The sequence below is a fragment of the Pseudomonas sp. RW3S2 genome, from assembly GCF_014268955.1.
Classification (GTDB): domain Bacteria; phylum Pseudomonadota; class Gammaproteobacteria; order Pseudomonadales; family Pseudomonadaceae; genus Aquipseudomonas; species Aquipseudomonas wayambapalatensis.
The window spans coordinates 1-26,185 of the sequence record NZ_JABWRM010000031.1 but is presented as its reverse complement, the minus strand read 5'-3'; the positions used below and the strand labels follow the sequence as shown (position 1 = coordinate 26,185).

Annotated in this window: 17 protein-coding genes; 16 read left to right on the top strand and 1 reads right to left on the bottom strand. The window is 64.2% G+C overall.

Translation table 11 applies throughout. From position 1 onward, the window contains the following. Positions 1-412: 412 nt before the first annotated feature. From hutU to hutG, 9 genes are all read left to right on the top strand, one after another. Complete coding sequence (gene hutU / locus HU748_RS25820) at positions 413-2,092, top strand: urocanate hydratase (RefSeq protein ID WP_186665762.1); 1,680 nt, start codon at positions 413-415, stop codon at positions 2,090-2,092. Between the two features lie 160 nt (positions 2,093-2,252). Then, complete coding sequence (locus tag HU748_RS25815) at positions 2,253-3,221, top strand: ABC transporter substrate-binding protein (protein ID WP_186722471.1); 969 nt, start codon at positions 2,253-2,255, stop codon at positions 3,219-3,221. A gap of 26 nt (positions 3,222-3,247) precedes the next feature. After that, positions 3,248-4,099, top strand: coding sequence for a proline/glycine betaine ABC transporter permease (locus tag HU748_RS25810; protein WP_186665766.1), 852 nt, complete (start codon positions 3,248-3,250; stop codon positions 4,097-4,099). Next, entirely contained in the window at positions 4,096-4,926 is an 831-nt protein-coding gene (locus tag HU748_RS25805) for a glycine betaine/L-proline ABC transporter ATP-binding protein (RefSeq protein ID WP_186665768.1), read from the top strand. The genes HU748_RS25810 and HU748_RS25805 overlap by 4 nt, the downstream gene beginning before the upstream one ends. An 8-nt stretch (positions 4,927-4,934) precedes the next feature. Beyond that, positions 4,935-6,458, top strand: a complete 1,524-nt coding sequence (hutH, locus tag HU748_RS25800) for a histidine ammonia-lyase (protein ID WP_186722469.1) — start codon at positions 4,935-4,937, stop codon at positions 6,456-6,458. A gap of 23 nt (positions 6,459-6,481) precedes the next feature. Next, the gene (gene hutH / locus HU748_RS25795) at positions 6,482-8,014 is read left to right on the top strand and encodes a histidine ammonia-lyase (RefSeq protein ID WP_186665771.1); all 1,533 of its coding nucleotides are present in this window, start codon (positions 6,482-6,484) and stop codon (positions 8,012-8,014) included. Positions 8,015-8,118: 104 nt separating this feature from the next. After that, complete coding sequence (locus HU748_RS25790; protein WP_186722467.1) at positions 8,119-9,522, top strand: amino acid permease; 1,404 nt, start codon at positions 8,119-8,121, stop codon at positions 9,520-9,522. 15 nt (positions 9,523-9,537) lie between these two features. Then, positions 9,538-10,743: an imidazolonepropionase gene (gene hutI, locus HU748_RS25785; RefSeq protein WP_186722465.1), complete on the top strand. Its 1,206-nt coding sequence runs from the start codon at positions 9,538-9,540 to the stop codon at positions 10,741-10,743. Positions 10,744-10,753: 10 nt separating this feature from the next. Next, positions 10,754-11,557, top strand: coding sequence for an N-formylglutamate deformylase (gene hutG, locus HU748_RS25780; RefSeq protein ID WP_186666104.1), 804 nt, complete (start codon positions 10,754-10,756; stop codon positions 11,555-11,557). A gap of 57 nt (positions 11,558-11,614) precedes the next feature. Here the strand turns inward: hutG and HU748_RS25775 are convergent, their stop codons facing one another. Then, positions 11,615-17,128, bottom strand: a complete 5,514-nt coding sequence (locus HU748_RS25775) for a DUF6543 domain-containing protein (RefSeq protein ID WP_186722463.1) — start codon at positions 17,126-17,128, stop codon at positions 11,615-11,617. A gap of 176 nt (positions 17,129-17,304) precedes the next feature. Here HU748_RS25775 and pip point away from each other — a divergent pair, with 176 nt between their 5' ends. From pip to HU748_RS25740, 7 genes are all read left to right on the top strand, one after another. Beyond that, the gene (pip, locus tag HU748_RS25770; protein ID WP_186665779.1) at positions 17,305-18,276 is read left to right on the top strand and encodes a prolyl aminopeptidase; all 972 of its coding nucleotides are present in this window, start codon (positions 17,305-17,307) and stop codon (positions 18,274-18,276) included. Next, positions 18,273-18,710, top strand: coding sequence for a D-aminoacyl-tRNA deacylase (gene dtd / locus HU748_RS25765; protein ID WP_065863878.1), 438 nt, complete (start codon positions 18,273-18,275; stop codon positions 18,708-18,710). Before pip ends, dtd begins: the two co-directional genes overlap by 4 nt. A 263-nt stretch (positions 18,711-18,973) precedes the next feature. After that, a complete protein-coding gene (locus HU748_RS25760; RefSeq protein WP_346655487.1) occupies positions 18,974-20,719 on the top strand; it encodes a glucan biosynthesis protein G in 1,746 nt (581 codons plus the stop codon). Beyond that, the gene (gene mdoH, locus HU748_RS25755) at positions 20,712-23,285 is read left to right on the top strand and encodes a glucans biosynthesis glucosyltransferase MdoH (RefSeq protein WP_186665783.1); all 2,574 of its coding nucleotides are present in this window, start codon (positions 20,712-20,714) and stop codon (positions 23,283-23,285) included. The genes HU748_RS25760 and mdoH overlap by 8 nt, the downstream gene beginning before the upstream one ends. 217 nt (positions 23,286-23,502) lie before the next feature. Beyond that, on the top strand, positions 23,503-24,300 hold the full coding sequence (locus tag HU748_RS25750; RefSeq protein ID WP_054894813.1) for a transporter substrate-binding domain-containing protein: 798 nt from the start codon (positions 23,503-23,505) through the stop codon (positions 24,298-24,300). A gap of 78 nt (positions 24,301-24,378) precedes the next feature. After that, the gene (locus HU748_RS25745; protein ID WP_054894812.1) at positions 24,379-25,341 is read left to right on the top strand and encodes an amino acid ABC transporter permease; all 963 of its coding nucleotides are present in this window, start codon (positions 24,379-24,381) and stop codon (positions 25,339-25,341) included. Then, a complete protein-coding gene (locus HU748_RS25740) occupies positions 25,334-26,068 on the top strand; it encodes an amino acid ABC transporter ATP-binding protein (RefSeq protein ID WP_186666106.1) in 735 nt (244 codons plus the stop codon). The genes HU748_RS25745 and HU748_RS25740 overlap by 8 nt, the downstream gene beginning before the upstream one ends. The last annotated feature ends 117 nt before the right edge of the window (positions 26,069-26,185 follow it).

Genomic DNA, 26,185 nt, shown 5'->3' with positions numbered 1-26,185 from the left:
AGCCCGCTCCTACAGATTCAGCGCTGTCCTGGACCTGTAGGAGCGGGCTCGTCCCGCGATAGGGCCCTCAAAAACCCTGCAAAACAGTTACCCGGTAACGCCCGCATACAGCGCACCCTGTTACCGAATGCCCCAAAGTGGCGCAAAGCCATTGCCGTCTGAATTCCCACCAAATCCTTCCCCCTGATTTTTCTTCCACTCTCAAGCCCTTGAGTCACAAGGTCTGCAGCCCATCACCCGAACACCTCTAACCACCCGTTTCGACGACTTGGCAATTCAATTGCATATGCTTGTATGTACAAGTAAAGATAAGTGCGCGATAGTGGATAGGCCGTCCCATCCGCACGGTACTGAACAGCCCCGGCCCGCCGATCTCGTCGGGTTTGAATAGATCGCTCAAGGAGCACCTTTCGTGACTGACAAAAAGCCCACCACCTTCCGTGACGTCGAGATCCGCGCCCCACGTGGCACCCAGTTGAACGCCAAGAGCTGGCTGACCGAAGCCCCGCTGCGGATGCTGATGAACAACCTGGATCCGGAGGTGGCCGAAAACCCCAAGGAGCTGGTGGTGTACGGCGGCATCGGCCGTGCTGCGCGCAACTGGGAGTGCTATGACAAGATCGTCTCCACCCTCAAGGAGTTGAACGACGACGAAACCCTGCTGGTGCAGTCGGGCAAGCCGGTCGGCGTGTTCAAGACCCACAGCAACGCCCCCCGTGTACTGATCGCCAACTCCAACCTGGTGCCGCACTGGGCCAACTGGGAGCACTTCAACGAGCTGGACGCCAAGGGCCTGGCCATGTACGGCCAGATGACCGCCGGCAGCTGGATCTACATCGGTAGCCAGGGCATCGTTCAGGGCACCTACGAAACCTTCGTCGAAGCCGGTCGCCAGCACTACGGCGGCAACCTCAAGGGCCGCTGGGTGCTGACCGCAGGCCTGGGCGGCATGGGCGGGGCCCAGCCTCTGGCCGCGACCCTGGCTGGCGCCTGCTCGCTGAACATCGAATGCCAGCAGGTCAGCATCGACTTCCGCCTGCGCACCCGTTATGTCGACGAGCAGGCCACCGACCTCGATGACGCCCTGGCACGCATCGCCAAGTACACCGCCGAAGGCAAGGCGGTTTCCATCGCCCTGCATGGCAACGCTGCTGAAATCCTCCCGGAACTGGTCAAGCGTGGCGTGCGTCCGGACATGGTCACCGACCAGACCAGCGCCCACGACCCGCTCAATGGCTATCTGCCGATCGGCTGGACCTGGGAGCAGTACCGCGACCGCGCCAAGACCGACCCGGCTGGCGTGGTCAAGGCCGCCAAGCAATCGATGGCCGTGCACGTGCAAGCCATGCTCGACTTCCAGAAGGCTGGCGTGCCGACCTTCGACTACGGCAACAACATCCGCCAGATGGCCCAGGAAGAGGGCGTGAAGAATGCCTTCGACTTCCCAGGCTTCGTGCCGGCCTACATCCGTCCGCTGTTCTGCCGCGGCATCGGCCCGTTCCGCTGGGCAGCCCTGTCGGGCGACCCGCAGGACATCTACAAGACCGACGCCAAGGTCAAGGAACTGATCCCGGACGACGAGCACCTGCACCGCTGGCTGGACATGGCCCGCGAGCGCATCAGCTTCCAGGGCCTGCCGGCACGTATCTGCTGGGTTGGCCTGGGCCTTCGCGCCAAGCTGGGCCTGGCGTTCAACGAAATGGTGCGCAGCGGCGAGCTGTCCGCCCCGGTGGTGATCGGCCGCGATCACCTGGACTCCGGCTCCGTATCGAGCCCGAACCGTGAAACCGAATCCATGCAGGATGGCTCCGATGCCGTGTCCGACTGGCCGCTGCTCAACGCCCTGCTCAACACTGCAGGCGGTGCCACCTGGGTTTCCCTGCATCACGGCGGTGGCGTGGGCATGGGCTTCTCCCAGCACTCGGGTGTGGTCATCGTGTGTGACGGTACCGACGAAGCGGCAGCGCGCATTGCCCGCGTCCTGACCAACGACCCGGCCACCGGCGTGATGCGTCATGCCGATGCCGGTTACCAGATTGCGATCGATTGCGCCAAAGAGCAGGGTCTGAACCTGCCGATGATTACGGGTTGATCCGCGTCCCAGGGGCTGCTGCGCAGCCCCATCGCGGGACAAGCCCGCTCCTACTGTAGGAGCGGGCTTGCCCGCGAAGGGGCACGCAGTGGCCCCAGGTGATCCACCTTCTTTGCAAGGACTGCCGATTTCCACTTCTTAAGTTTGGGAGCGTCACGCAATGAAAACCAACAAGACCTTGCTTGCTTCGCTGTTCGCCCTTGGCCTGCTCGGCAGCGCCGGTGCCACTCAGGCCGCTACCTGGTGCGAATCCGGCAAACCGGTGAAATTCGCCGGGCTGAACTGGGAAAGCGGCATGCTGCTGACCGACGTGATGCAGTTCGTTCTCGAGAAGGGCTACGACTGCAAGACCGACAGCCTGCCGGGCAACTCCATCACCATGGAGAACGCCCTGGGCACCAACGATATCCAGGTCTTCGCCGAGGAATGGGTCGGTCGCAGCGAGGTGTGGAAAAAGGCTGAGGCAGCCGGCAAGGTGGTCGGCGTCGGCGCACCGGTGGTCGGTGCGGTCGAAGGCTGGTACGTGCCGCGCTACGTGATCGAGGGCGATGCCAAGCGCAAGCTCGAAGCCAAGGCGCCGGATCTGAAGAACGTGGCCGACCTGGCCCAGTACGCCAGTGTCTTCAAGGATCCTGAAGAACCGAGCAAAGGCCGTTTCTACAACTGCCCGGCCGGCTGGACCTGTGAGCTGGACAACACCCAGATGCTCAAGGAGTACGGCCTGGAAGACAAATTCACCAACTTCCGCCCGGGCACCGGCCCGGCGCTGGATGCTGCGGCGCTGTCGAGCTACAAGCGCGGCGAACCGATCCTCCTCTACTACTGGACGCCGACCCCGCTGATGGGCCAGATCGACCTGGTCAAGCTCGAGGAAAAGCCGGGTGTGGACAAGACCGTGTCGATCAAGGTCGGCCTGTCGAAAACCTTCCACGAACAAGCGCCGGAGCTGGTCGGCGTACTGGATAAGGTCAATATTCCGCTCGACATTCTCAACCAGAATCTGGGGCGCATGAGCAAGGAACGCATCGAATCGCCGAAGCTGGCCAAGATCTTCCTCAAGGAACATCCTGAAGTCTGGCAGGCGTGGGTCAGTGAAGACGCTGCCAAGAAGATCAATGCGGCGCTCTGAGCGTCCTCACCTGATGAGTGGTACCTATGTTCCCTGACAACCTCACATTCTCCATCGCCGACTGGGTCAATGGCTGGGTCGATGCGCTGGTGACCAACTACGGCGATGTGTTCCGGCACATTTCCGACACCCTGCTGTGGGCCATCGTCAACCTCGAAGGCCTGCTGCGTGCGACGCCCTGGTGGCTGATGCTGGGGGTCGTCGCGGTCATCGCCTGGCACGCCACCCGCCGCATCCTGCCGACCCTGGTGATCACCGGCCTGCTGTTCCTGGTCGGCGCTGTCGGCCTGTGGGACAAGCTGATGCAGACGCTCGCGCTGATGCTGGTGGCCACGCTGATCTCGGTGCTGGTGGGCATCCCACTGGGCATCCTGTCGGCGCGCAGCAATCGCCTGCGGGCGGTACTGATGCCGCTGCTGGACATCATGCAGACCATGCCCAGCTTCGTGTACCTGATCCCGGTGCTGATGCTGTTCGGCCTGGGCAAGGTGCCGGCGATCTTCGCCACGGTCATCTATGCCGCGCCGCCACTGATCCGCCTGACCGACCTGGGGATTCGCCAGGTCGATGGCGAGGTGATGGAAGCGATCAACGCCTTCGGCGCCAACCGCTGGCAGCAGCTGTTCGGCGTGCAGTTGCCGCTGGCGCTGCCGAGCATCATGGCCGGGATCAACCAGACCACCATGATGGCCCTGTCGATGGTGGTGATCGCCTCGATGATCGGCGCCCGCGGCCTGGGCGAGGACGTGCTGGTCGGCATCCAGACCCTCAACGTTGGCCGCGGCCTCGAAGCGGGCCTGGCCATCGTGATTCTCGCGGTGGTGATCGACCGCATTACCCAGGCCTATGGTCGGCCACGTCATGAGGTGAGCAAATGAGCACGCAGCCGATCAGCAAGATCGAAGTGAAGAACGTCTTCAAGATCTTCGGCGAGCGCGCCGGGGAAGCCCTGCAACTGATCCGCGAGGCGCGCAGCAAGGAGCAGGTGCTGTCGCAGACCGGCTGCGTGGTTGGGGTCAACGACCTGTCGCTGTCGATCGGCAGCGGCGAGATCTTCGTCATCATGGGCCTGTCCGGCTCGGGCAAGTCCACCCTGGTGCGCCACTTCAACCGCCTGATCGACCCCACCAGCGGGCAGATCCTGGTGGATGGCGAAGATATCCTGCAGTACGACATGGACGCCCTGCGCGAATTCCGCCGACGCAAGATCAGCATGGTGTTCCAGAGCTTCGGCCTGTTGCCGCACCGCAATGTGCTGGACAACGTCGCCTACGGCCTGAAGGTGCGTGGCGAGAGCAAGCAGCTGTGCCAGGAGCGTGCGCTGCAGTGGATCGAGACCGTGGGCCTGAAGGGCTACGAGAAGAAGTATCCGCACCAGCTCTCCGGCGGCATGCGCCAGCGCGTGGGCCTGGCCCGGGCGCTGGCCGCCGACACTGACATCATTCTCATGGACGAGGCTTTCAGCGCTCTCGACCCACTGATCCGCGCCGAAATGCAGGACCAGTTACTGGAACTGCAGAAAACCCTGCACAAGACCATCGTGTTCATCACCCATGACCTGGACGAGGCGGTACGCATCGGCAACCGCATTGCCATTCTCAAGGATGGCCGCCTGATCCAGGTGGGTACGCCGCAGGAAATCCTTCACTCGCCGGCCGACGAATACGTTGACCGTTTCGTTCAGCGCCGCGCCGTCGCGGTATGAGGAGCATCATGTCGAAACCTGAAGTCGTGGTGATCGGCAACGGGCCTGTACGGTGGCAGGACATCGCCGCCGTGGCCCGCCATGGCGCGCGCCTGGAGCTGGCACCGCAGGTCTGGGCGCGTATCGACAACGCCCAGGCCATCGTCCGGCGTATCGTCGACAGCGGCGAGCGCGCCTATGGCGTGAACACCGGCCTGGGCGCCTTGTGCAATGTCTCGTTGCAGGGCGAGCAGCTCAGCGCACTGTCGCGCAACACCTTGCTCAGCCACGCCTGCGGGGTCGGCCCGGCGCTGCCGGACGAACAGACGCGGGCGATCATCTGCGCCGCCATCGTCAACTACAGCCACGGCAAGTCGGGCCTGCAGCGTTCGGTGGTCGAGGCGCTGCTGGCGTTGCTCGAACATGGCATTACCCCGCAGGTTCCGTCCCAGGGTTCGGTGGGGTATCTGACGCACATGGCCCACATCGGCGTGAGCCTGCTGGGGGTGGGCAAGGTCAGTTATCGCGGGCGCCTCGTGGAGGCCGCCGAGGCCTTGGCCGATGCCGGGCTTGCGCCTGTGCAGCTGGGGGCCAAGGACGGGCTGTGCCTGGTCAATGGCACGCCGTGCATGACCGGCCTCGCCAGCCTTGCACTGGATAACGCCAGCCGCCTGCTGCAATGGGCCGATGTGATCGGCGCCATGAGCTTCGAGGCCCTGCGCGGCCAGATCGCCGCGTTCGACGCCGAGATCATCGCCCTCAAGCCACACCCAGGCATGCAAGTGGTGGGCGAGAACCTGCGCGCGCTGCTCGATGGCAGTGAAGTGATCGCCTCGAGCAAAGGCATCCGTACCCAGGACGCCCTGAGCATCCGCTCGATCCCGCAGGTGCATGGCGCGGCGCGCGACCAACTGGCCCATGTGGTGCGTCAGGTCGAGGCCGAGCTCAACGGCGCCAACGACAACCCGCTGCTGCTCGGCACACCGGACGATTTCCGTGTGGTCTCGCAGGCCAACCCCCACGGCCAGTCGGTGGCCCTGGCTGCCGACCTGCTGGCGATCGCCATGGCCGAGATCGGCTCGATCGCCGAGCGGCGTCTGGACCGCCTGGTCAATCCGCATGTCAGTGGCTTGCCGGCGTTCCTGGTCAGCAACCCGGGCGTCAACTCGGGGATGATGATCGCCCAGTACGTCGCCGCCTCGCTGTGCGGGCAGAACCGCCAGCTGGCGCAGCCCGCGGTGCTCGACAATTTCGTCACCTCGGGGCTGCAGGAAGATCACCTGAGCATGGGCACCAATGCTGCGCTCAAGCTGCACCAGGTGTTGGAGAACTGCACGCAGATCCTCGCCATCGAGTACCTGCTGGCCGCCCAGGCATTCGAACTCCTCAAGGAACAGCGTTTCGGCGCGGGCACCGACGCGGCCTGGCGCTTGCTGCGCGAGAGCGTGCCTGCCTACCTGCAGGACCGCTGGCTGGCGCCGGACATCGCCAGCACCGCGGCCTTGCTCAAGGATCCACGGTTGCCGCAGCCGCTGCTGGCTGCGCTGCACTAAACAAAATAACAAGGAGCATGAACATGGAAGCTTTTACCCTGACCCCCGGCCAGTTGACCCTGGCCCAGTTGCGCCGCATCCACCAGGCGCCGGTGCGCCTGAGCCTCGATGCCGACGCTGGTGCCGCCATCGACGCCAGTGTTGCCTGCGTCGAGCGCATTCTGGCCGAAGACCGCACGGCCTACGGCATCAACACCGGCTTCGGCCTGCTGGCCTCGACCCGCATCGCCAGCCACGACCTGGAAAACCTCCAGCGCTCGCTGGTGCTGTCCCACGCTGCCGGGATCGGCGCGCCGCTGGACGATGCGCTGGTGCGTCTGATCATGGTGCTGAAGATCAACAGCCTCAGCCGTGGTTTCTCCGGCATCCGCCGCAAGGTCATCGATGCGCTGATCAGCCTGGTCAACGCCGAGGTCTATCCGCACATTCCGCTGAAGGGCTCGGTTGGCGCCTCTGGCGACCTCGCGCCGCTGGCGCACATGTCGCTGGTATTGCTGGGCGAGGGCAAGGCGCGTTACCAGGGGCAATGGCTGAATGCCAACGAAGCCCTCGCGGTGGCAGGCCTCGAGCCGCTGACCCTGGCCGCCAAGGAAGGCCTGGCCCTGCTCAACGGTACGCAGGCGTCCACCGCCTATGCGCTGCGTGGCCTGTTCCAGGCCGAAGACCTGTTCGCCGGGGCCATCGCCTGTGGTGCGCTCACCGTGGAAGCGGCGCTGGGCTCGCGCTCGCCGTTCGATGCGCGTGTCCATGAGGTGCGCGGGCAACGTGGCCAGATCGACGCTGCCGCCTGCTACCGCGACCTGCTGGGCGACTCCAGCGAGATTTCGCAGTCGCACAAGAACTGCGGCAAGGTCCAGGACCCTTACTCGCTGCGTTGCCAGCCGCAAGTCATGGGCGCCTGCCTTACGCAACTGCGCCAGGCTGCCGAGGTGCTGGCCATCGAGTCCAACGCGGTATCCGACAACCCGCTGGTGTTCGCCGCCGAGGACGAGGTGATTTCGGGCGGCAACTTCCACGCAGAGCCTGTGGCCATGGCGGCTGACAACATCGCGCTGGCCATTGCCGAGATCGGCTCGCTGAGCGAACGCCGCATCTCGCTGATGATGGACAAGCACATGTCGCAGCTGCCGCCGTTCCTGGTGGAAAACGGCGGGGTCAACTCCGGCTTCATGATCGCCCAGGTCACCGCCGCCGCACTGGCCAGCGAGAACAAGGCCCTGTCGCACCCGCACAGCGTCGACAGCCTGCCGACCTCGGCCAACCAGGAAGACCACGTGTCGATGGCCCCGGCCGCCGGCAAACGTCTGTGGGAGATGGCCGAGAACACCCGTGGCGTGCTGGCCATCGAATGGCTGGGCGCCTGTCAGGGCCTGGACCTGCGTGAGGGCCTGAAGACCTCGGCCAAGCTGGAGCAGGCGCGCCAGACCTTGCGCCGCGAGGTGCCGCACTATGACCGTGACCGCTTCTTCGCGCCGGATATCGAGGTGGCGGTGGAGCTACTGGCCGACGGACGCCTGACCGGGTTGCTGCCCGCCGGAGTACTGCCGAGCCTGTGATCGGTGTCGATGCCATCGCGGGCCGAGCTCGCTCCCGTAGCCGAACCTGCAGGCGCGGGCTCGTCCCGCGATGAGGCAATCAAGAACAACAATAAGGACGAACCATGCAACCAGCACAAGGACTCAAGCGCGGGCTGACCGCCCGACACATTCGATTCATGGCCTTGGGATCGGCCATCGGCACCGGCCTGTTCTACGGCTCGGCGTCGGCGATCCAGATGGCCGGGCCAGCAGTGCTGCTGGCCTACCTGATCGGCGGCGCGGCGGTGTTCATGGTCATGCGCGCTCTCGGCGAGATGGCCGTGCACAACCCCGTGGCCGGTTCTTTCGGGCAGTACGCCAGCACCTATCTCGGGCCAATGGCCGGATTCGTGCTCGGCTGGACCTATGCCTTCGAGATGATCATCGTGTGCATCGCCGACGTCACCGCGTTCGGGATCTACATGGGCTTCTGGTTTCCCGAGGTGCCGCGCTGGATCTGGGTGCTGGGCATCGTGTTCCTGATCGGCGGGCTGAACCTGTGCAACGTCAGGGTGTTCGGCGAGATGGAGTTCTGGCTGTCGCTGCTCAAGGTCGGCGCCATCGTGGCGATGATCGTGGCCGGCTTCGGCATCATGGCGTTCGGCCTGGGCCAGGCCGGTGGCGAAACCAGCGTGGGTGTCGCCAACCTGATCGAGCATGGCGGCTTCCTGCCCAATGGTGTCGGTGGCCTGATCGCCTCGTTCGCGGTGGTGATGTTCGCCTTCGGCGGCATCGAGATCATCGGCATTACCGCCGGTGAGGCGCAGGACCCCAAGCGCGTCATCCCCAAGGCGATCAACGCCGTGCCGCTGCGCATCCTGCTGTTCTACGTGCTGACGCTGTTCGTGCTGATGTGCCTGTACCCCTGGCCACAGATCGGCACCCAGGGCAGCCCCTTCGTGCAGATCTTCAGCAACCTTGGCATCGGCTCGGCCGCTGCGGTGCTGAACGTGGTGGTGATTTCCGCGGCTGTCTCGGCGATCAACAGCGACATCTTCGGTGCGGGTCGCATGATGTATGGCCTGGCCGAACAGGGCCAGGCGCCGCGCGGGTTCGCGCAGTTGTCCCGGCACGGCGTGCCGTGGCTGACGGTGCTGGTGATGGGCGCTGCTCTGCTGCTGGGGGTGCTGCTCAACTACCTGATTCCGGAAGACGTCTTCCTGCTGATCGCCTCGATCGCTACCTTCGCCACCGTGTGGGTGTGGCTGATGATTCTGGTCACCCAGGTGGCCATGCGTCGGCGCATGAGCCGCGAGCAAGCGGCCGCGCTGGAGTTCCCGGTGCCGTTCTGGCCATGGGGTCCGGCGCTGGCGATTGTGTTCATGTTGTTCATTTTCGGTGTGCTCGGCTACTTCCCGAACACCCAGGCGGCGCTGCTGGTGGGCGTGGCGTGGGTGGTGTTCCTGGTACTGTCCTACCTGTTGTGGTGCAAGCCGCGCTCAGGGCAGGGCCAGGTCGCCCGGGAGCAGGCCGAACTGCACCGCTGACTTGTGGAGAGCTTTATGAGAACCCTCTGGCAGCACTGCCACACGGCCACCATGGCCAACGGCAGCTACTCGATCATCGAGGACGCGGCGATCGTCACCAATGCCGGGCTGATCGAATGGATCGGCCCCCAGGCCGAACTGCCGGGCGTCGATGCCGAACGCGTGGTCGACCTGGGCGGCGCCTGGGTCACTCCCGGCCTGATCGACTGCCACACCCACACGGTGTTCGGCGGCAACCGCAGCGGTGAGTTCGAGCAGCGCCTGCAGGGCGTCAGCTACGCCGAGATCGCCGCCCAGGGCGGTGGCATCGCCAGCACCGTGCGTGCTACTCGCGCGGCCAGTGAGGACGCACTGCTGGCCAGCGCCCGTCAGCGCGTTCAGGCGTTGCTGCGCGATGGTGTGACCACCCTGGAGATCAAGTCCGGCTACGGCCTGGACCTGGCCAACGAGCGCAAGATGCTGCGCGTTGCCCGACGCATCGCAGAAGAGCTGCCGGTGACCGTACGCGCCACTTGCCTTGCCGCCCACGCGTTGCCGCCGGAGTACGCCGGGCGGGCCGACGACTACATCACCCATGTCTGCGACGAGATGCTCCCGGCCCTGGCCGCTGAAGGGTTGGTGGATGCGGTGGATGCCTTCTGCGAGCACCTGGCGTTCTCGCCGGCGCAGGTCGAGCGGGTGTTCATCAAGGCGCGCGAACTGGGGCTGCCGGTCAAGCTGCACGCTGAACAATTGTCGTCGCTGCATGGCTCCACGCTCGCGGCGCGCTACCAGGCGCTGTCGGCCGATCACCTGGAATTCATGACCGAGGAAGATGCCATCGCCATGGCTCAGGCTGGCACCGTCGCCGTGCTGCTGCCGGGGGCGTTCTACTTCCTGCGCGAAACCCAGTTGCCGCCGATGGACGCTCTGCGTCGGCATGGCGTGAAGATCGCTCTGTCCAGCGACCTCAACCCCGGCACCTCGCCAGTGCTGTCGCTGCGCCTGATGCTGAACATGGGCTGCACCCTGTTCCGCATGACCCCGGAAGAAGCCTTGGCCGGTGTCACCCTGTACGCCGCCACGGCCCTGGGCCTGGGCGACAGCCATGGTTCGCTGGAGACTGGCAAGGTCGCCGACTTCGTCGCCTGGCAGATCGAACGACCTGCCGACCTGGCCTACTGGCTGGGTGGCGACCTGCCTAAGCGCGTGGTGCGCCTGGGCCATGAAATTTCCCACTGAGCGAGGCGTCATGGACAAGGTATTGAGTTTTCATCAAGGTCGCCTGCCGCTGCTGATCAGCATGCCCCACGCCGGCCTCAAGTTGACCCCGGCGGTCGAGGCCGGGCTGGTGGACGAGGCCAAAAGCCTGCCGGACACCGACTGGCATATCCCGCAGCTGTACGATTTTGCCCGTGAGCTGGGTGCCAGCGTGGTGGCGGCGCAGTACTCGCGCTTCGTCATCGACCTGAACCGACCGGACGATGACAAGCCGTTGTATGTCGGCGCCACCACGGGTCTGTACCCGGCGACGCTGTTCGAGGGCGAGCCGTTGTTCAGGGACGGCCAGGTGCCGTCGGCCGACGAGCGTGCCACCTACCTGGAGCAGATCTGGCGCCCTTACCACGGCACGATCCGCCAGGAGCTGGATCGCCTGCGCGCCGAATTCGGTTACGCGCTGCTGTGGGATGCCCACTCGATCCGATCGGTGATCCCGCACCTGTTCGAGGGCAAGCTGCCGGACTTCAACCTCGGCACCTTCAACGGCGCGAGCTGTGACTCGGAGCTGGCCGAACGGCTGGAGAAGGTGTGTGCCCAGGCGCCAGCCTATACCCATGTGCTCAACGGGCGCTTCAAAGGCGGACACATCACCCGGCATTACGGGGATCCGACCAATCATATCCATGCAGTGCAACTGGAGCTGGCGCAGAGCACCTATATGGAAGAGGTGGAGCCGTTCGCCTACCGCGAGGATCTGGCGCGGCCCACGCAGGAGGTGCTGCAGCATCTGCTCGCCAGCGTGCTCGAGTGGGGCAAGATGCGTTACGGCAAGTGAGGCCAGCCCCAGGCCGGAACAAAGCCGGCCTGGGGACGGTGCGGTGTCGCCAACACGTCACTCGCGTTCGGGGTTGGCCTGGATGGTCAGCTCCAGAATCAGGCGGGCCTCTTTTGCGTCCTTGTCACGCTTCAAGTTGTCGAACTCCGGCGCGAGTTGCTCCAGGGTGCTGTCGGGGAACTGCTCGGGCAACTCCAGTACCTGCGCCTGGTACTGCTGTTCGATTGCATCGAAGCGCGCCTGGTTGGTGTGGCGCAGGTAGCGAATCCATTCTTGGTTGCTGGTGGCGTAGTTCAGGAACGATTCGCCCTGTTCTTCGCGGTGCACCTGGTCCACGGCCAACGCCAGTTCGTTACGGCTGACGTCGGCAGATGCCTGATACAGCATGTTGTCGTCCGGTACGCCAAGCTTGAGTTCTTCGTTCAACCCACGTCGATAGGCCAGGCGCACCTCTGCCTCGTCGCGTCCCCTGGCCTTGTCCCGGGCGATCTCGTCCAGGCGGTGCAGGCGGTACAGGCGACGCAGCTCACGGTAGAGCGTGTGCTCCGAGTCTGCCGGCTCGGTCAGCAGGCGCCGGCCGTCGATCAGCAGTTCGATGTTCTGGAACACCAGCAGCGCGCCGTCATGGCAGGTCTGGCTGCCGGTGTCGGGCTGTACCAGGGCCTCCTCGGCCACGGCGTTGAACAGCAGACGCTCCTCGGTAATGACCGAGGCCTTGACCAGCATCAGACGCACGCGCTCGCAGAACGATTGGCGGGTCTGCCCGTTGCGATAGGGGGCGGCCTGGCGCAACCGGCCGACCAGCGCCAGCAGGTTGGCGGCCTCACCGCCTTCTTCGAGGGTATCCCAGGCGCTTTTCAGGGCTTCGTTCTGCGCCTCTGTGCCGAGCAACCAGTCGTCGATGTTGGGCAGATCGTTATCGACCGAAAGCATCGGGTTGTGCAGGTGCCCGCCAGCCATTTCATCATCTGAGGAGGTGAGCAGGAGCAGGTCGTCGGGCATGTCCATGGCGAAGGTGTAGCTGTGCTGGCTGTCCGACGAGGTGCGCGCGCGCATCATGGTGTCCATGCTCAGCGGGTTACCGAACAAGGCGATCGATGAGATCGGGAAGTCGTTGTTGATGTTGTTGAGAATGTGTTCGGGAAGTGCAGTGAGCTGATTTTCACTGAGATCCAGCATGTCCATCGGCAGCAGGCTGTCGACCCAGGTCGGCCAGTGCTGCAGGCCCATGTTGTTGAGGTCGAGGCGGCGCAGGTTGCGCAGCCCTTCGGGCACTTGGGTGATGCTACCCATGCGGTTGCCGCCCAGGTCCAACAGCGTCAGGTTGCTCAAGTGGGCGAGGGTTGCAAGCAGGTTGTCGTTCACCTCCAGGCCCATGTCACGTATCGAGAGATAGGTCAGGTTTGGCAGGCGCAACAGTGCCGTGGGCAGGGTCTGGGTGGCGCCGATGTACTCCACCAGGTTCAGGCTCTCGACGTTCGGCAGCCGGGCGAAGAACGTGTTCAACTGCTCCGTGGTTCCGCTGGCTCGGGATATGGACAGGTTGCGCACCCGCTCGTTGAAGAAAGCCGGCAACTGTGGCGGGAAATGCCCCAGGTCCATGTCTTCCAAGCGCAAGGTCGTCTGGGTCAGGCCTTGTTCCTGGCTTTGCCAGAAGGTGCTCAACGCGGAGCCGATACGGCGGCGGGCAAGCGTCGCGGCTTGGCTTAGCGGTGCGCTCGAACTGGAGGCGTTGGCCCACTGGTCGATGGCCTCGTGCAGCGCCTGGCGTTGCTGGATGTGTTGGTCCAGGCGGGTGCGCAGGCTGGGAGAGATATCGACCGTGATGTTGGGCGTCGATGTGTCCTGGGCCAGCAGCAGGCGCAGCAATTGGTCATCGCTGATGCGGTTGCCTTCCAGTGAGATGACGGTGCGTGGGCGTGCGTCGGCGTGGCTGCCGAACAGCATGCCAGGCAGTACCCGCAGGTTGTTGTCGCGTAGCGACAGTTCGCCGATGTTCGCCAGTGACCCCAGGCTCAGACCCTGCGGCCATTGGTCGAGGGTCATACGGTCGAGGCCGAGGTAGTCCAGCGTGAGCTCGCGAAAATCCGGGCGGTAGCGTTCTGAAAGGCGGTTGCCGCCGAGGTCCAGGCGACGCAGACGGCGCAGACCGGCGAGGCTGTTGATGTCGCTTTCGGACAGTTGCAGGTTCTGGTTCAGCAGGCTGAGCGATTCGAGCTCGGGGAAGTGCGTGGCCATCAAGCCGACGCTGAAGAGTAATTGGGAGGGGGCCGCGGTTTCCGAGTAGGGGCGGCTGATTTCGAGTGAGCGCAAGCCTGGCAACTGTTGGAACAGGTTGTTCAGGTGCCGTTCGTATACTGCCCAACCCACGCTATTGCCGAATGACGGCTCGGTCAGTTGCAGGTGCGTGATCGTTGCGCTGAGGAAGTCGGGCAGGCCTGTGGGGAAGCTGCTGAGGTCGATGCGCTCCAGGTGCAGTGGGGCTTGGGTGTCGCCGAGGCTGGGCAATGCGTTGCGGTGCCAATGATTCATGAAGCGTGCCTGAAGCTCGGAGAACGCTTGGGGCGCAGTGAGGGTGTCGGGGTGGACAGCCGTGCGCCAATCGTCCAGCCAGCGCTGCAGGGTGGTGCGTTGTTCTTGCAGCTGGCGCAGGCGGTTATGGATGTCCGAGCGGTTCATGCCGCTGGTTTCAAGGCGGGTCAGGATCTGTTCGGCCGAGTGGGAGAGGTGTTCCGGCAGTTCAAGGGTGCGGATGATGCGCAGCAGGGTATGGCGTGTGAAATGCCCCCCGGCCGCACCTTGGCCGCCCAGCGGGTAGCCGATGCGTCCGTCGGCCAGGCGCATCGGTGAGCGGTAGCCCGAGTTCAGCGGTTGCATGCCCAGCAGGCGTCTGAGTGCAGGGCGCGGCAGGGGGGTGGCCTGGATCAGGCGTTTCAGGGCAAGGGCTTGTTCGGCATCGTTGCCCGTCAGTGTTTTGCGCAGTGCGGCGGGTATTACTTCGAGCAGCGCGCTGTACAACGAGGCGTGTGTGGACAAGTCGGTACCCGTAGCGGCACTCGATTGCGCAAGGTAGCCCGCGGCGGTGCTGACCACGGTCTGGCCCTGCGTGTCGGCTGCACCGATCTCGAAGCTGCCGCCAGGCAGCTGCTCCAGGGTCATGCGGGTGCCGGCTGGCCAGTCGGACAACCGCTCCAGCGTGTACAGCGCCAGCCGCTCGCTATCGGCGTTGCGCACCGAGTCCAGGTACAGCCCCTCGTAGGCCCGCGCCAGGCGCACCTGCTGCTGATAGATGCGTATTTCCTGGGCCAGGCGGTAGGGCACCTTGGCCTGTGCCAGGGTTTGCAGTTCCTCGGGCGTGGCGTGGCGCAGCAGTTCCTCGACGATGACACCCGGTAGTTGCGGGTAGCGCTGGCGGATGACCTCTGCGGACGGCATCGCTGTGCTCGACAAGGCGCTGTAGCGCTTGGCGAATTCGGCCTGGGCCTTGTGTGGCTCGGCGTAGGCGGGCGCCTGGCTGATCTGCTGGTCCAGCTTGAAGCGCGTCAGGGTGTCTTCCAGCAGTGCGGGAAGCCGTTGATTCTCGGTGACGATCCGGCGCAGTACGTCTTCCCGGGTGTCGCTGATCTCCAGAATGCGGCTGATGGTTGCATCGTCGAACGCCGTGGCCAGCGGGCTGGCGCGACGCATGAGGGCGGGTGCCTGCCAGGTCAACGGCTGGTCCAGTTCGTGCTGCCAGGCACCGGCACCATTGTGACGCAGGCTGGGCTGGTAGCTCTGCGGGTTATGCGGGTGTTCGAGTCGATACTCACCGGTATGCGCCGCCTGGGTCAGCGAATAGTGGGTGCCGTCCAGCGCCAGCCAGGTCTTGCCTTGGTGGTGGTAAAGGCCGAATTCATCTGGCTGCAGGTCGGCGGGCAACAGGATGTCGTGCGCGAACGGTCGCAGGTCGGGCGCCCACAGGCGGGTCTGGCCATTGAGCAGTTCGATAGGGGTGAGCTCTTCTATGAACGAGGGCGTTTCCACCGCAACGCGCTCGAGCGCCGGTATCTCGCCTGTGCCGCCGGCGGCCCCCAAGGCGGCGGTGAGCGCCACGTTCTCGACCACGTCCATCAGATACTCGAATGCCTGTTGCTGGTCGCCGTTGGCCCAGCTGTCGAGACCCTCGAAAATCTCATAGCTCAGTTGGATCGCGGCCACACCCATCATCACTTGGCCCAACACGGGTACGAAGAAGCCGCTGATGTTGAGGGCGTTGAAGGCCAACTGGGTGAAGTAGGCTCGACGCTTTGTGGCGGTCTTTTCGTCTTCGACGGCGGTGGGCACCGCGTGGAATGCCGCGTCGTCCTTGAGTCGCTGTTGCTTCTGCTCGACCAGGTGCGTGAGCAGCGGCTTGCGAAAAGGCTTCAGGGTTACGGGTACCCAGGCTTCGGGGTCACGTACCCGCTCGACCTGGCGTTCTTGGCCGTTGGGGGTAGGTTTCAACGTGCTCCAGTCGATGGGCCGCAGACAGTCGATCAGCTTTTCGACGAAGGTGGCGCTGTCACGTGCCGACACTGCGCGCTTGAGCTGGCTGTCCGGCATTTTCCCCAATTGCTCGCGCAAGTGGGCCTGCGCCTCGTGCACCGAGTGGTGCTGTTTCAAGGGTATGGCGCTGCCGGGAAGGTAGGTGACAAGGAGGCCTTTGTACGGCAACAGCAGCGGATCGTAGATCAGCAGTTGTTCGGGGGAGGGGACTGCGCCGATGACCATGGCTCCGGTCAATGGCACCCCGAACAGCGCCAGTCCGGCGCAACGCACCGGGCTGCCCTGGTACTCGGCCGCCGTGTCCTCGACGAGGCTGAGCAGTATCGAATGCAGCTCGGCGTCGATCGCTTGGCTGAGGCGGGCTTTGTGCACTTCCACGCGCAAGGCCGCCTGTTCGGTAGCGCGCAGCGCTGGCGCTGCGGTGTTCAACAGGTCGGCGATCAGCGTCTGGTACTGGCCGCCGATATCCAGTTCACGGCTCAGGGCTGCGAACTCATGGGGCGCGATGGCTAGTTGCTTTCCGACAGGAGTGAGGAACCTGAAGACGTTGCTGTCGACTACGGCCGCGCTGAGCGATTGTCCATCCAGCCCATTGGGCTGGGCTTCGGCCTCCTCGAAGTTCTGCAGCGCGCAGTGCAACAGCGATTGAGTGGCCAGCTTCAGCGCGCGCTGCCCGTCGACGACGGGGTCGCCTTCCAGTTGCGCCTTGTAGGCTTCGGCCTTGCTGGCATTGATCAGGTAGTGGGTGGCCACGTCGAGGGATAGCCTGAACCGCGTGTGAATCGCCTGTTGCAACTGCTGGGTGGCGAACGCAGTCAGCGCCGGGAGCGCGCTCATTTGTGCATCGAGCTTTGCACTTTGGGCCTGGTAGTCGGCATAGGCTTGGGCGAGGTCATGGGTCGTGGCGTTGGCCTGCGCGAACCAGGTCGGCGGAGTTTTGAGGGTTTTGCGCATGACGGCGTGCATGCGGGCGGGGGTCGTGCGCATCCACGACGGCATCTTGTGCTCGATCAGGGCGTGGGGCGTGAGGGGGGCTGGCTTGTTCATGGCGGTGTCTCATGGGAAAACACCGATGCTAGTGAGCCACGCAGGCCAGGCTGACATAACAGTTTATGGGGGCCTTGAGACAATGATCGGGCATGCCCATCACACGGGTACATGCTCAAAGCGCAATTCAGGTTTATGATGGCCCTCGGCCGAACAATCCCCACACGGAGTGCGCAATGCAGACCCTCTACCCGCAGATCAAACCCTACGCCCGGCACGATCTGGCCGTGGAAGCGCCGCACGTGTTGTACGTCGATGAAAGTGGTTCGCCTGAAGGTTTGCCGGTGGTGTTCATCCACGGAGGTCCGGGCTCGGGCTGCGACGCCCAGAGCCGTTGCTACTTCGACCCCAACCTCTACCGCATCATCACCTTCGACCAGCGCGGCTGTGGGCGCTCCACGCCGCACGCGAGCCTGGAGAACAACACCACCTGGCACCTGATCGAAGACCTGGAGCGCATCCGCGAGCACCTGGGCATCGACAAATGGGTGCTGTTCGGTGGCTCCTGGGGCTCGACGCTGGCGCTGGCCTACGCCCAGACTCACCCCGAGCGCGTGCATGGCCTGATCCTGCGTGGGATCTTCCTGTGCCGCCCCCAGGAAATCGAATGGTTCTATCAGGCGGGCGCCAGCCGTCTGTTCCCTGACTACTGGCAGGACTACATCGCGCCGATCCCGGCGGATGAGCGCGGTGACCTGGTCAAGGCCTTCCACAAGCGCCTGACCGGCCACGACCAGATCGCCCAGATGCAGGCCGCCAAGGCCTGGTCGACCTGGGAAGGCCGCACCGCCACGCTGCGTCCCAACCCGCTGGTGGTCGATCGTTTCTCCGAGCCTCAGCGCGCGCTGTCGATCGCCCGCATCGAATGCCACTACTTCATGAACAATGGCTTCCTCGAGCCGGACCAGTTGATCCGCGACTTGCCGAAGATCGCCCACCTGCCGGCGGTGATCGTGCATGGCCGCTACGACGTGATCTGCCCGCTGGACAACGCCTGGGAGCTGCACCAGGCCTGGCCGAACAGTGAACTCAAGGTGATCCGCGATGCCGGTCACGCCGCGTCCGAGCCGGGCATCACCGATGCCCTGGTACGCGCCGCGGACCAGATGGCCCGTCGCCTGCTCGACCTGCCCCTGGAAGAAGCATGAAGGGCCTGCTGCAGCGTGTACGCGCAGCTCGGGTCGAAGTCGAGGGCGAGATCGTCGGCGCGGTAGACCAGGGTTTGCTGGTGCTGGTGGCGGTCGAGCCTGAAGATACCCGCGAACATGCCGATAAGCTTTTGCACAAGCTGTTGAACTACCGGGTGTTCAGTGACCCGCAGGGCAAGATGAACCTGTCGCTCAAGGATATCGGCGGCGGGCTGCTGCTGGTATCGCAGTTCACCCTGGCCGCCGACACCCGTAGTGGCATGCGGCCAGGTTTTTCGACGGCGGCACCGCCTGCTCTGGGGGCCGAGCTTTTCGACTATCTTTTGCAGCAGGCTAAGCTTCAGCACTCGAACGTCGAGAGTGGCCGTTTTGGTGCAGACATGCAGGTTCACCTGGTCAATGATGGCCCCGTAACATTTATGTTACAAATATGAGCCGCAAAAACCCCTTGTTTGTAGGAAAACAAGGGGTTTTGTACGATAAATAGTTTGTCCAGCCTGATGCGTTGTAACGCAGCCTGCTGGATAATCGCGCGCTGCGTGAGCCTGCGTTCGCAGGTTCGTTTCACTCTGACTCGAGCATTGTCTGGATCCGTTTGGGGAATCATTGCGCCCTTGCGGGGTCCGAACAGTGCTCGCCAACCCGGCATTGGTCGCTGGCCGTTGGTTTCATGATCTGTTTACGGCGAGGGTTGCTCGTGATTGTAAGTCCCTGTAATGCACCAAGAATCCCCGGCAATCGGCTGCGCACGGCCTTGTTGGCAGGCGCAGCGCTGGTTGGCCTGATGAGCGCAGGCCAGCTGTGGGCATTCAATCTTGACGATGTTGCAGCCAAGGCAAAGGATCTGGCCGGCCAGAAGTACGAAGCACCGAAGAGCAACCTGCCTCCGGTGTTCCGCGACATGAAGTACGCGGACTATCAGAAAATCCGCTTCATCCAGGAAAAGGCCGAATGGGCGAATGACAAGACCCCGTTCAAGCTTTCCTTCTACCATCAGGGCATGCACTTCGACACGCCGGTGACCATCAACGAGATCACCGCCAAGAAGGTCGAAGAGATCAAGTACGACCCGAGCCGCTTCGAGTTCGGCGACGTACCGCATGACGCCGATGCCACCAAGAACCTCGGCTACGCCGGTTTCCGCGTGCTCTACCCGATCAACAAGCCTGACAAGCAGGATGAGATCATGACCCTGCTGGGCGCCAGCTACTTCCGCGTGGTCGGCAAGGGGCACGCCTATGGCCTGTCCGCCCGTGGCCTGGCCATCGACACTGCGCTGCCGTCGGGCGAAGAGTTCCCGCGCTTTCGCGAGTTCTGGATCGAGAAGCCCAAGCCTGCCGACAAGCACCTGGTGATCTACGCGCTGCTCGATTCGCCACGCTCCACCGGCGCCTACAAGCTGACCGTGCGTCCGGGCGACGACACCATCGTCGACGTCAAGTCCAAGGTTTTCCTGCGTGACCACGTCAGCCGCCTGGGCATTGCCCCGCTGACCAGCATGTTCCTGTTCGGCCCGAACCAGCCGTCGAAGGTGCAGAACTACCGTCCGGCGCTGCACGATTCCGAAGGCCTGTCGATCCACGCCGGCAACGGCGAATGGCTGTGGCGTCCGCTGAACAACCCGAAACACCTGGCCGTGAGCAACTTCAGCGTCGAGAACCCGCGTGGTTTCGGCCTGATGCAGCGCCAGCGTGCCTTCAGCGACTTCGAAGACCTCGACGACAACTACCAGAAGCGTCCAAGCACCTGGATCGAGCCCAAGGGCGACTGGGGCAAGGGCACCGTCGACCTGGTCGAGATTCCGACCGCCGACGAGACCAACGACAACATCGTTGCTTTCTGGAGCCCGGAAACCCTGCCTGAGCCAGGCAAGCCGTTCGAGTACAACTATCGCCTGCACTGGACCATCAGTGAGCCCAAGTTCCAGGCCCAGGACCTTGGCTGGGTCAAGCAGACCCTGCGTTCGACCGGTGACGTCAAGCAAGCCAACCTGATCCGTCAGGCCGATGGCAGCGTGGCCTTCCTGGTCGACTTCGACGGCCCGGTCCTTGCCGCCCTGCCGGCCGACACTGCCGTGCGCAGCCAGGTCAGCGTTGGCGACAACGCCGAGGTGGTCGAGAACAATCTGCGCTATAACCCAGAGATCAAGGGCTGGCGTCTGACCCTGCGGTTGAAGGTCAAGGATCCGAAGAAGTCCACCGAGATGCGTGCCGCGCTGGTACGCGATGTTCCGGTCGAGGCACCGAAGGAAACCAAACCTGCCGAAACCCAGCAGGACAAGGCGGCCGCCAAGCACGCCAAGGCTCAGCATGCCAAGGCCGAGAAAGCCGAGAAGCCGGCCGAGCAACCAGCCGCCGACGCGGCGTCCACCAACGGGGCCCCGGCCACCACCGAGAAGGTGCTGACCGAAACCTGGAGCTATCAGTTGCCTGCCGATGAGTAACTCAAACGCAAGGCCGGAATCGCTTGGCGAGTACCTGGCCCACCTTCCTCTGAGCGACGAGCAGCGAGCGGAACTCGCCAGCTGCTCTTCCTTCAGCGAGCTGCACCAACGCCTGGCGGCTGATCCGGCCGCCAGCGCCACCGAGGCCGTCCAGGCTTCGGTGGGTTCCCGTCTGACCGTCGGCAGCGCCGCCGAGCTCGAAGAGGCCGAGATGCTCGGCGTCGACGGCGGTGGCCGCCTGTGCCTGAAGATCGCCCCGCCGATCAAGCGCACCAAGGTCCTGCCCGAGCCCTGGCGCACCAATATCCTGGTGCGCATGTGGCGGCGCATGACCGGCCGCACCAACGCCCCGCAACCGCCCAAGCGCGAGCTGCCGCCGGCACGCTGGCGCCGGGTCGGCTCGTTGCGCCGCTACATCCTGCTGGCGCTGATGATCGGCCAGACCATCGTCGCCGGCTGGTACATGAAGGGCATCCTGCCGTACCAGGGCTGGTCGTTCGTCGACCTGGAAGAAGTGGTCAACCAGCCGATCTGGGATACCGTCGTGCAGGTCTGGCCCTATGCCTTGCAGACCTCCATCCTGATCCTCTTCGGCATCCTGTTCTGCTGGGTGTCGGCGGGCTTCTGGACCGCGCTGATGGGCTTCCTCGAGTTGCTCACCGGCCGTGACAAGTACAAGATTTCCGGCAGCAGTGCGGGCAACGAGCCGATCCCGGCCGATGCCCGCACCGCGATCGTCATGCCGATCTGCAACGAGGACGTGCCACGGGTCTTCGCCGGCCTGCGCGCGACCTTCGAGTCGGTGGCCGCCACCGGCAACCTGGACCGCTTCGACTTCTTCGTGCTCAGTGACACCAACGACACCGACATCGCCGTTGCCGAGCAGCAGGCGTGGCTGGAGGTGTGCCGTGAGGCGAAAGGGTTCGGCCGTATCTTCTATCGCCGCCGCCGCCGCCGTGTGAAGCGCAAGAGCGGTAACCTCGACGACTTCTGCCGTCGCTGGGGGGGCGAGTACAAGTACATGGTCGTCCTCGACGCCGACAGCGTGATGAGCGGCGAGTGCCTGAGCAGCCTGGTGCGCCTGATGGAGGCCAACCCGGACGCCGGTATCATCCAGACCGGGCCGAAGGCTTCGGGCATGGACACCCTCTATGCGCGCATGCAGCAGTTCGCCACCCGCGTGTACGGCCCGCTGTTCACCGCTGGCCTGCACTTCTGGCAGTTGGGCGAGTCGCATTACTGGGGGCACAACGCGATCATCCGCATGAAGCCCTTCATCGAGCATTGCGCCCTGGCGCCGCTGCCGGGCAAGGGTGCCTTCGCCGGCGCGATCCTGTCCCACGACTTCGTCGAAGCCGCGCTGATGCGCCGTGCCGGCTGGGGCGTGTGGATTGCCTATGACCTGCCGGGCAGCTATGAAGAGCTGCCGCCGAACCTGCTCGACGAGCTCAAGCGCGACCGGCGCTGGTGCCACGGCAACCTGATGAACTTCCGCCTGTTCCTGGTCAAGGGCATGCACCCGGTGCACCGCGCGGTGTTCCTCACCGGGGTGATGTCGTACCTGTCGGCGCCGCTGTGGTTCCTGTTCCTGGTGCTGTCGACGGCGCTGCTGGCAACCAACACGCTGATGGAGCCGCAGTACTTCATCGAGCCGTTCCAGCTCTATCCGCTGTGGCCGCAGTGGCACCCGGAAAAAGCCATCGCGCTGTTCTCCACCACCATCGTGCTGCTGTTCCTGCCCAAGCTGCTGAGCATCATCCTGATCTGGGCCAAGGGCGCGACCGAGTTCGGCGGGCGGATCAAGGTGACCCTGTCGATGCTGATGGAGATGCTTTTCTCCATGTTGCTGGCGCCGGTGCGGATGATCTTCCACACCCGCTTCGTGCTGGCTGCGTTCCTCGGCTGGGCAGCGACCTGGAATTCGCCGCAGCGTGACGACGACTCCACGCCATGGAGCGAAGCGGTACGCCGCCATGGCCCGCAGACCCTGCTGGGTATCGCCTGGGCTGCGCTTGTGGCTTGGCTGAACCCGAGCTTCCTGTGGTGGCTGGCGCCTATCGTCGGTTCGCTGGTGTTGTCGATCCCGGTTTCGGTGATCTCCAGCCGAGTACGCCTGGGCCTGGCGGCCAAGGATGAGCGCTTGTTCCTGATTCCCGAGGAATACGCCACGCCGCACGAGCTGCTGGCAACCGACCAGTACACCCACGAGAACCGCTGGCACGCCCTGCACGATGGCTTCGTTCGCGCCGTGGTCGATCCGCGTCAGAACGCCCTGGCCTGCGCCATGGGTACGGCCCGTCACGGCCAGTCCGATGCGATCGAGTCGCTGCGTGCCGAGCGTATCGCCAAGGCGCTGGAAGCCGGCCCCAAGGGTATCGACGGCAATACTCGCCTGGCGCTGCTGAGCGACCCGGTGGCGCTGTCGCGCCTGCACGAGCGGGTGTGGGCCGAGCAGAACGAGGCGTGGATCAATGTGTGGCGCAACTCCATCGCCAACGATCCGCACTCGCCGCTGCTGCCGCTGCACCCTGAAGGTGAAGGCCAGCCGGCACTCGTCGGCGCCTGATCCATCGCATTCGCGGGCAAGTCGCAGCGGCCGTTCGCCGCTGCGACTTGCCCGCGAAGCTTTTCATACCGCCATGATTTTTGGCCAACAAAGTCCCCGCCGGCTCTAGGTCCCAGGGCCTGCATGCGTTAGCATCCGTCCCGACACAACGCACCGGTCGGAACGATCGTGCACACAATAAAATTCTGCGTACTTCTTGCTAGGGGACCTGGTGATGATGAAGAAATACCTGTCGCGCATGCTGCTCGGCGTCACCGCGCTGATCGCGGTCACAACCGCCCAGGCGGGCGCCATCGATGATGCGGTCAAGCGCGGCACCCTGCGCGTGGGTATGGACCCGACCTACATGCCGTTCCAGATGACCAACAAGCGCGGCGAGATCGTCGGCTTCGAGGTCGACATCCTCAAGGCGATGGCCAAGTCCATGGGCGTCAAGCTCGAGACCGTCTCCACTGCCTATGACGGCATCATCCCGGCCCTGCTGACCGACAAGTTCGACATGATCGGCAGCGGCATGACCCTGACCCAGGAACGCAACCTGCGCCTGAACTTCAGCGAACCCTTCATCGTCGTTGGCCAGACCCTGCTGATCCGCAAGGAGCTGGCAGGCGAGATCAAGTCGTACAAGGATCTGAACAACGAGAAGTACCGCCTGACGTCCAAGCTCGGCACCACCGGCGAGATGGTCGCCAAGAAGCTGATCAGCAAGGCCAAGTACCACGGCTACGACAACGAGCAGGAAGCGGTGATGGACGTGGTCAACGGCAAGGCCGATGCCTTCGTCTACGACGCGCCGTACAACGTGGTCGCGGTGAACAAGGCCGGGGCCGGCAAGCTGGTCTACCTGGAAGAACCCTTCACCTACGAGCCGCTGGCATTCGGTCTGAAGAAGGGCGACTACGACAGCATCAACTTCATCAACAACTTCCTGCACCAGATCAAGCACGACGGGACCTACGATCGTATTCACGACAAGTGGTTCAAGAAGACCGACTGGCTGAAGGACATGGAATAAGAGCCCGGACCACAAGCCCTGGCGATGACCCTGACGCGCAGGCAACCCCTGCGCGTTCGCATTTACGGAAGCACCCACGTGATCAAACACAAGAAAGCCCAGTGGCCCTGGCACGCGCTGACCGCGCTGGTGCTGGTGGGCCTGGCGTTCAGTCTGTACATGGCCACCTCGATGATTTCCTACGAGTGGCGCTGGAACCGTGTGCCGCAGTACTTCGCCTTCCAGGCCGAAGACGTGCAGCGCGCCGCGGCCTACGGCACCGTCGAGGAAATCGTCGTGTCCGGCAACGACGCGCGCGTCACGCTCAAGAGCGAGGACGGCGAGGTGCAAGTGCTGGAGGTGGTCAAGGACAGTCTGCAACTTAGCCGTGGTGACGATGTCGCCGAGGGCGACCAGATCGGCGTCACTCGCCACTGGGCGGCCGGCCCGCTGGCCTGGGGCCTGTGGACCACCTTGTGGATCTCGGTGCTTTCCGGAGCCTTCGGCCTGGTGATCGGCCTGTTCGCCGGGCTGTGCCGGTTGTCGAGCAACCCGACCCTGCGCGACCTGTCCACGGTGTATGTCGAACTGGTGCGCGGTACGCCGCTGCTGGTGCAGATCTTCATCTTCTATTTCTTCATCGGCACCGTGCTCAACCTGTCCCGCGAGTTCGCCGGGGTGGCGGCGCTGGCGCTGTTCACCGGCGCCTATGTGGCCGAGATCGTCCGTGCCGGCGTGCAGTCGATCGCCAAGGGGCAGAACGAGGCGGCGCGCTCGCTGGGCCTGAATGCCAGCCAGTCGATGCGCCATGTGATCCTGCCTCAGGCGTTCAAGCGCGTGCTGCCGCCACTGGCAGGGCAGTTCATCAGCCTGGTCAAGGACACCTCGCTGGTGTCGGTCATCGCCATTACCGAGCTGACCAAGAGCGGCCGCGAAGCGATCACCACGTCGTTCTCGACCTTCGAGATCTGGTTCTGCGTGGCAGGCCTGTACCTGCTGATCAACCTGCCGCTGTCGCACATTGCCAGCCGGCTCGAGCGGAGGCTTGCGCAAAGTGATTGAAGTCCGTGACCTGCTGAAAGTCTTCGACACCCGCGGCCAGGTGGTGCGTGCGGTGGACAACGTCTCCACCCAGGTCGCCAAGGGCGAGGTGGTGGTGGTGCTGGGCCCCTCGGGGTCGGGCAAGTCGACCTTCCTGCGCTGCCTGAATGGCCTGGAGCATTTCGACGAAGGCCACGTGGCCATCGACGGGCTGCGCCTGGAAGACCCCAAGACCGACATCAACGCCTACCGCCGTGAAGTCGGCATGGTGTTCCAGCACTTCAACCTGTTCCCGCACATGACCGTGCTGGAGAACCTGTGCCTGGCGCAGAAGGTGGTGCGCAAGCGCAGCAAGGCCGACCGCGAAGCCAAGGCCCGTGCGTTGCTGGAGAAGGTCGGCATCGGCCAGAAGGCCAATGAATACCCCTCTCGCCTGTCCGGTGGGCAGCAGCAGCGGGTGGCCATCGCCCGTGCCCTGGCGATGGACCCGAAGGTGATGCTGTTCGACGAGCCGACCTCGGCACTCGACCCGGAAATGGTCGGTGAGGTGCTGGATGTCATGAAGACCTTGGCTCAGGAAGGCATGACCATGGTCTGCGTGACCCATGAGATGGGCTTTGCCCGTGAAGTGGCTGACCGGGTGCTGTTCTTCGACCATGGCAAGTTGCTGGAAGATTCGGCACCCGCAGCGTTCTTCGCGGCGCCGAAGGATCCGCGGGCCCAGGCGTTCCTGCGCCAGGTGCTCTGACCGGTTCGCTCTTTCCCGGGCAAGCCCAGCCCCCGTAGGAGCGGCGGTTCGGCGCCCCGACTTGCCCGCGAAAAAGACACCGCGCTGCCTGGCACGGGCTACGCCCGTGTTCGCGGG

Coding starts and splice junctions, on each gene's coding strand:
- HU748_RS25775 (WP_186722463.1), bottom strand. CDS start 17,128: ATGAACAAGCCAGCCCCCCTCACGCCCCACGCCCTGATCGAGCACAAG.
- hutI (WP_186722465.1), top strand. CDS start 9,538: ATGAGAACCCTCTGGCAGCACTGCCACACGGCCACCATGGCCAACGGC.
- dtd (WP_065863878.1), top strand. CDS start 18,273: ATGAAGGGCCTGCTGCAGCGTGTACGCGCAGCTCGGGTCGAAGTCGAG.
- hutH (WP_186665771.1), top strand. CDS start 6,482: ATGGAAGCTTTTACCCTGACCCCCGGCCAGTTGACCCTGGCCCAGTTG.
- HU748_RS25790 (WP_186722467.1), top strand. CDS start 8,119: ATGCAACCAGCACAAGGACTCAAGCGCGGGCTGACCGCCCGACACATT.
- hutH (WP_186722469.1), top strand. CDS start 4,935: ATGTCGAAACCTGAAGTCGTGGTGATCGGCAACGGGCCTGTACGGTGG.
- HU748_RS25810 (WP_186665766.1), top strand. CDS start 3,248: ATGTTCCCTGACAACCTCACATTCTCCATCGCCGACTGGGTCAATGGC.
- HU748_RS25805 (WP_186665768.1), top strand. CDS start 4,096: ATGAGCACGCAGCCGATCAGCAAGATCGAAGTGAAGAACGTCTTCAAG.
- HU748_RS25750 (WP_054894813.1), top strand. CDS start 23,503: ATGAAGAAATACCTGTCGCGCATGCTGCTCGGCGTCACCGCGCTGATC.
- mdoH (WP_186665783.1), top strand. CDS start 20,712: ATGAGTAACTCAAACGCAAGGCCGGAATCGCTTGGCGAGTACCTGGCC.
- HU748_RS25815 (WP_186722471.1), top strand. CDS start 2,253: ATGAAAACCAACAAGACCTTGCTTGCTTCGCTGTTCGCCCTTGGCCTG.
- hutG (WP_186666104.1), top strand. CDS start 10,754: ATGGACAAGGTATTGAGTTTTCATCAAGGTCGCCTGCCGCTGCTGATC.
- pip (WP_186665779.1), top strand. CDS start 17,305: ATGCAGACCCTCTACCCGCAGATCAAACCCTACGCCCGGCACGATCTG.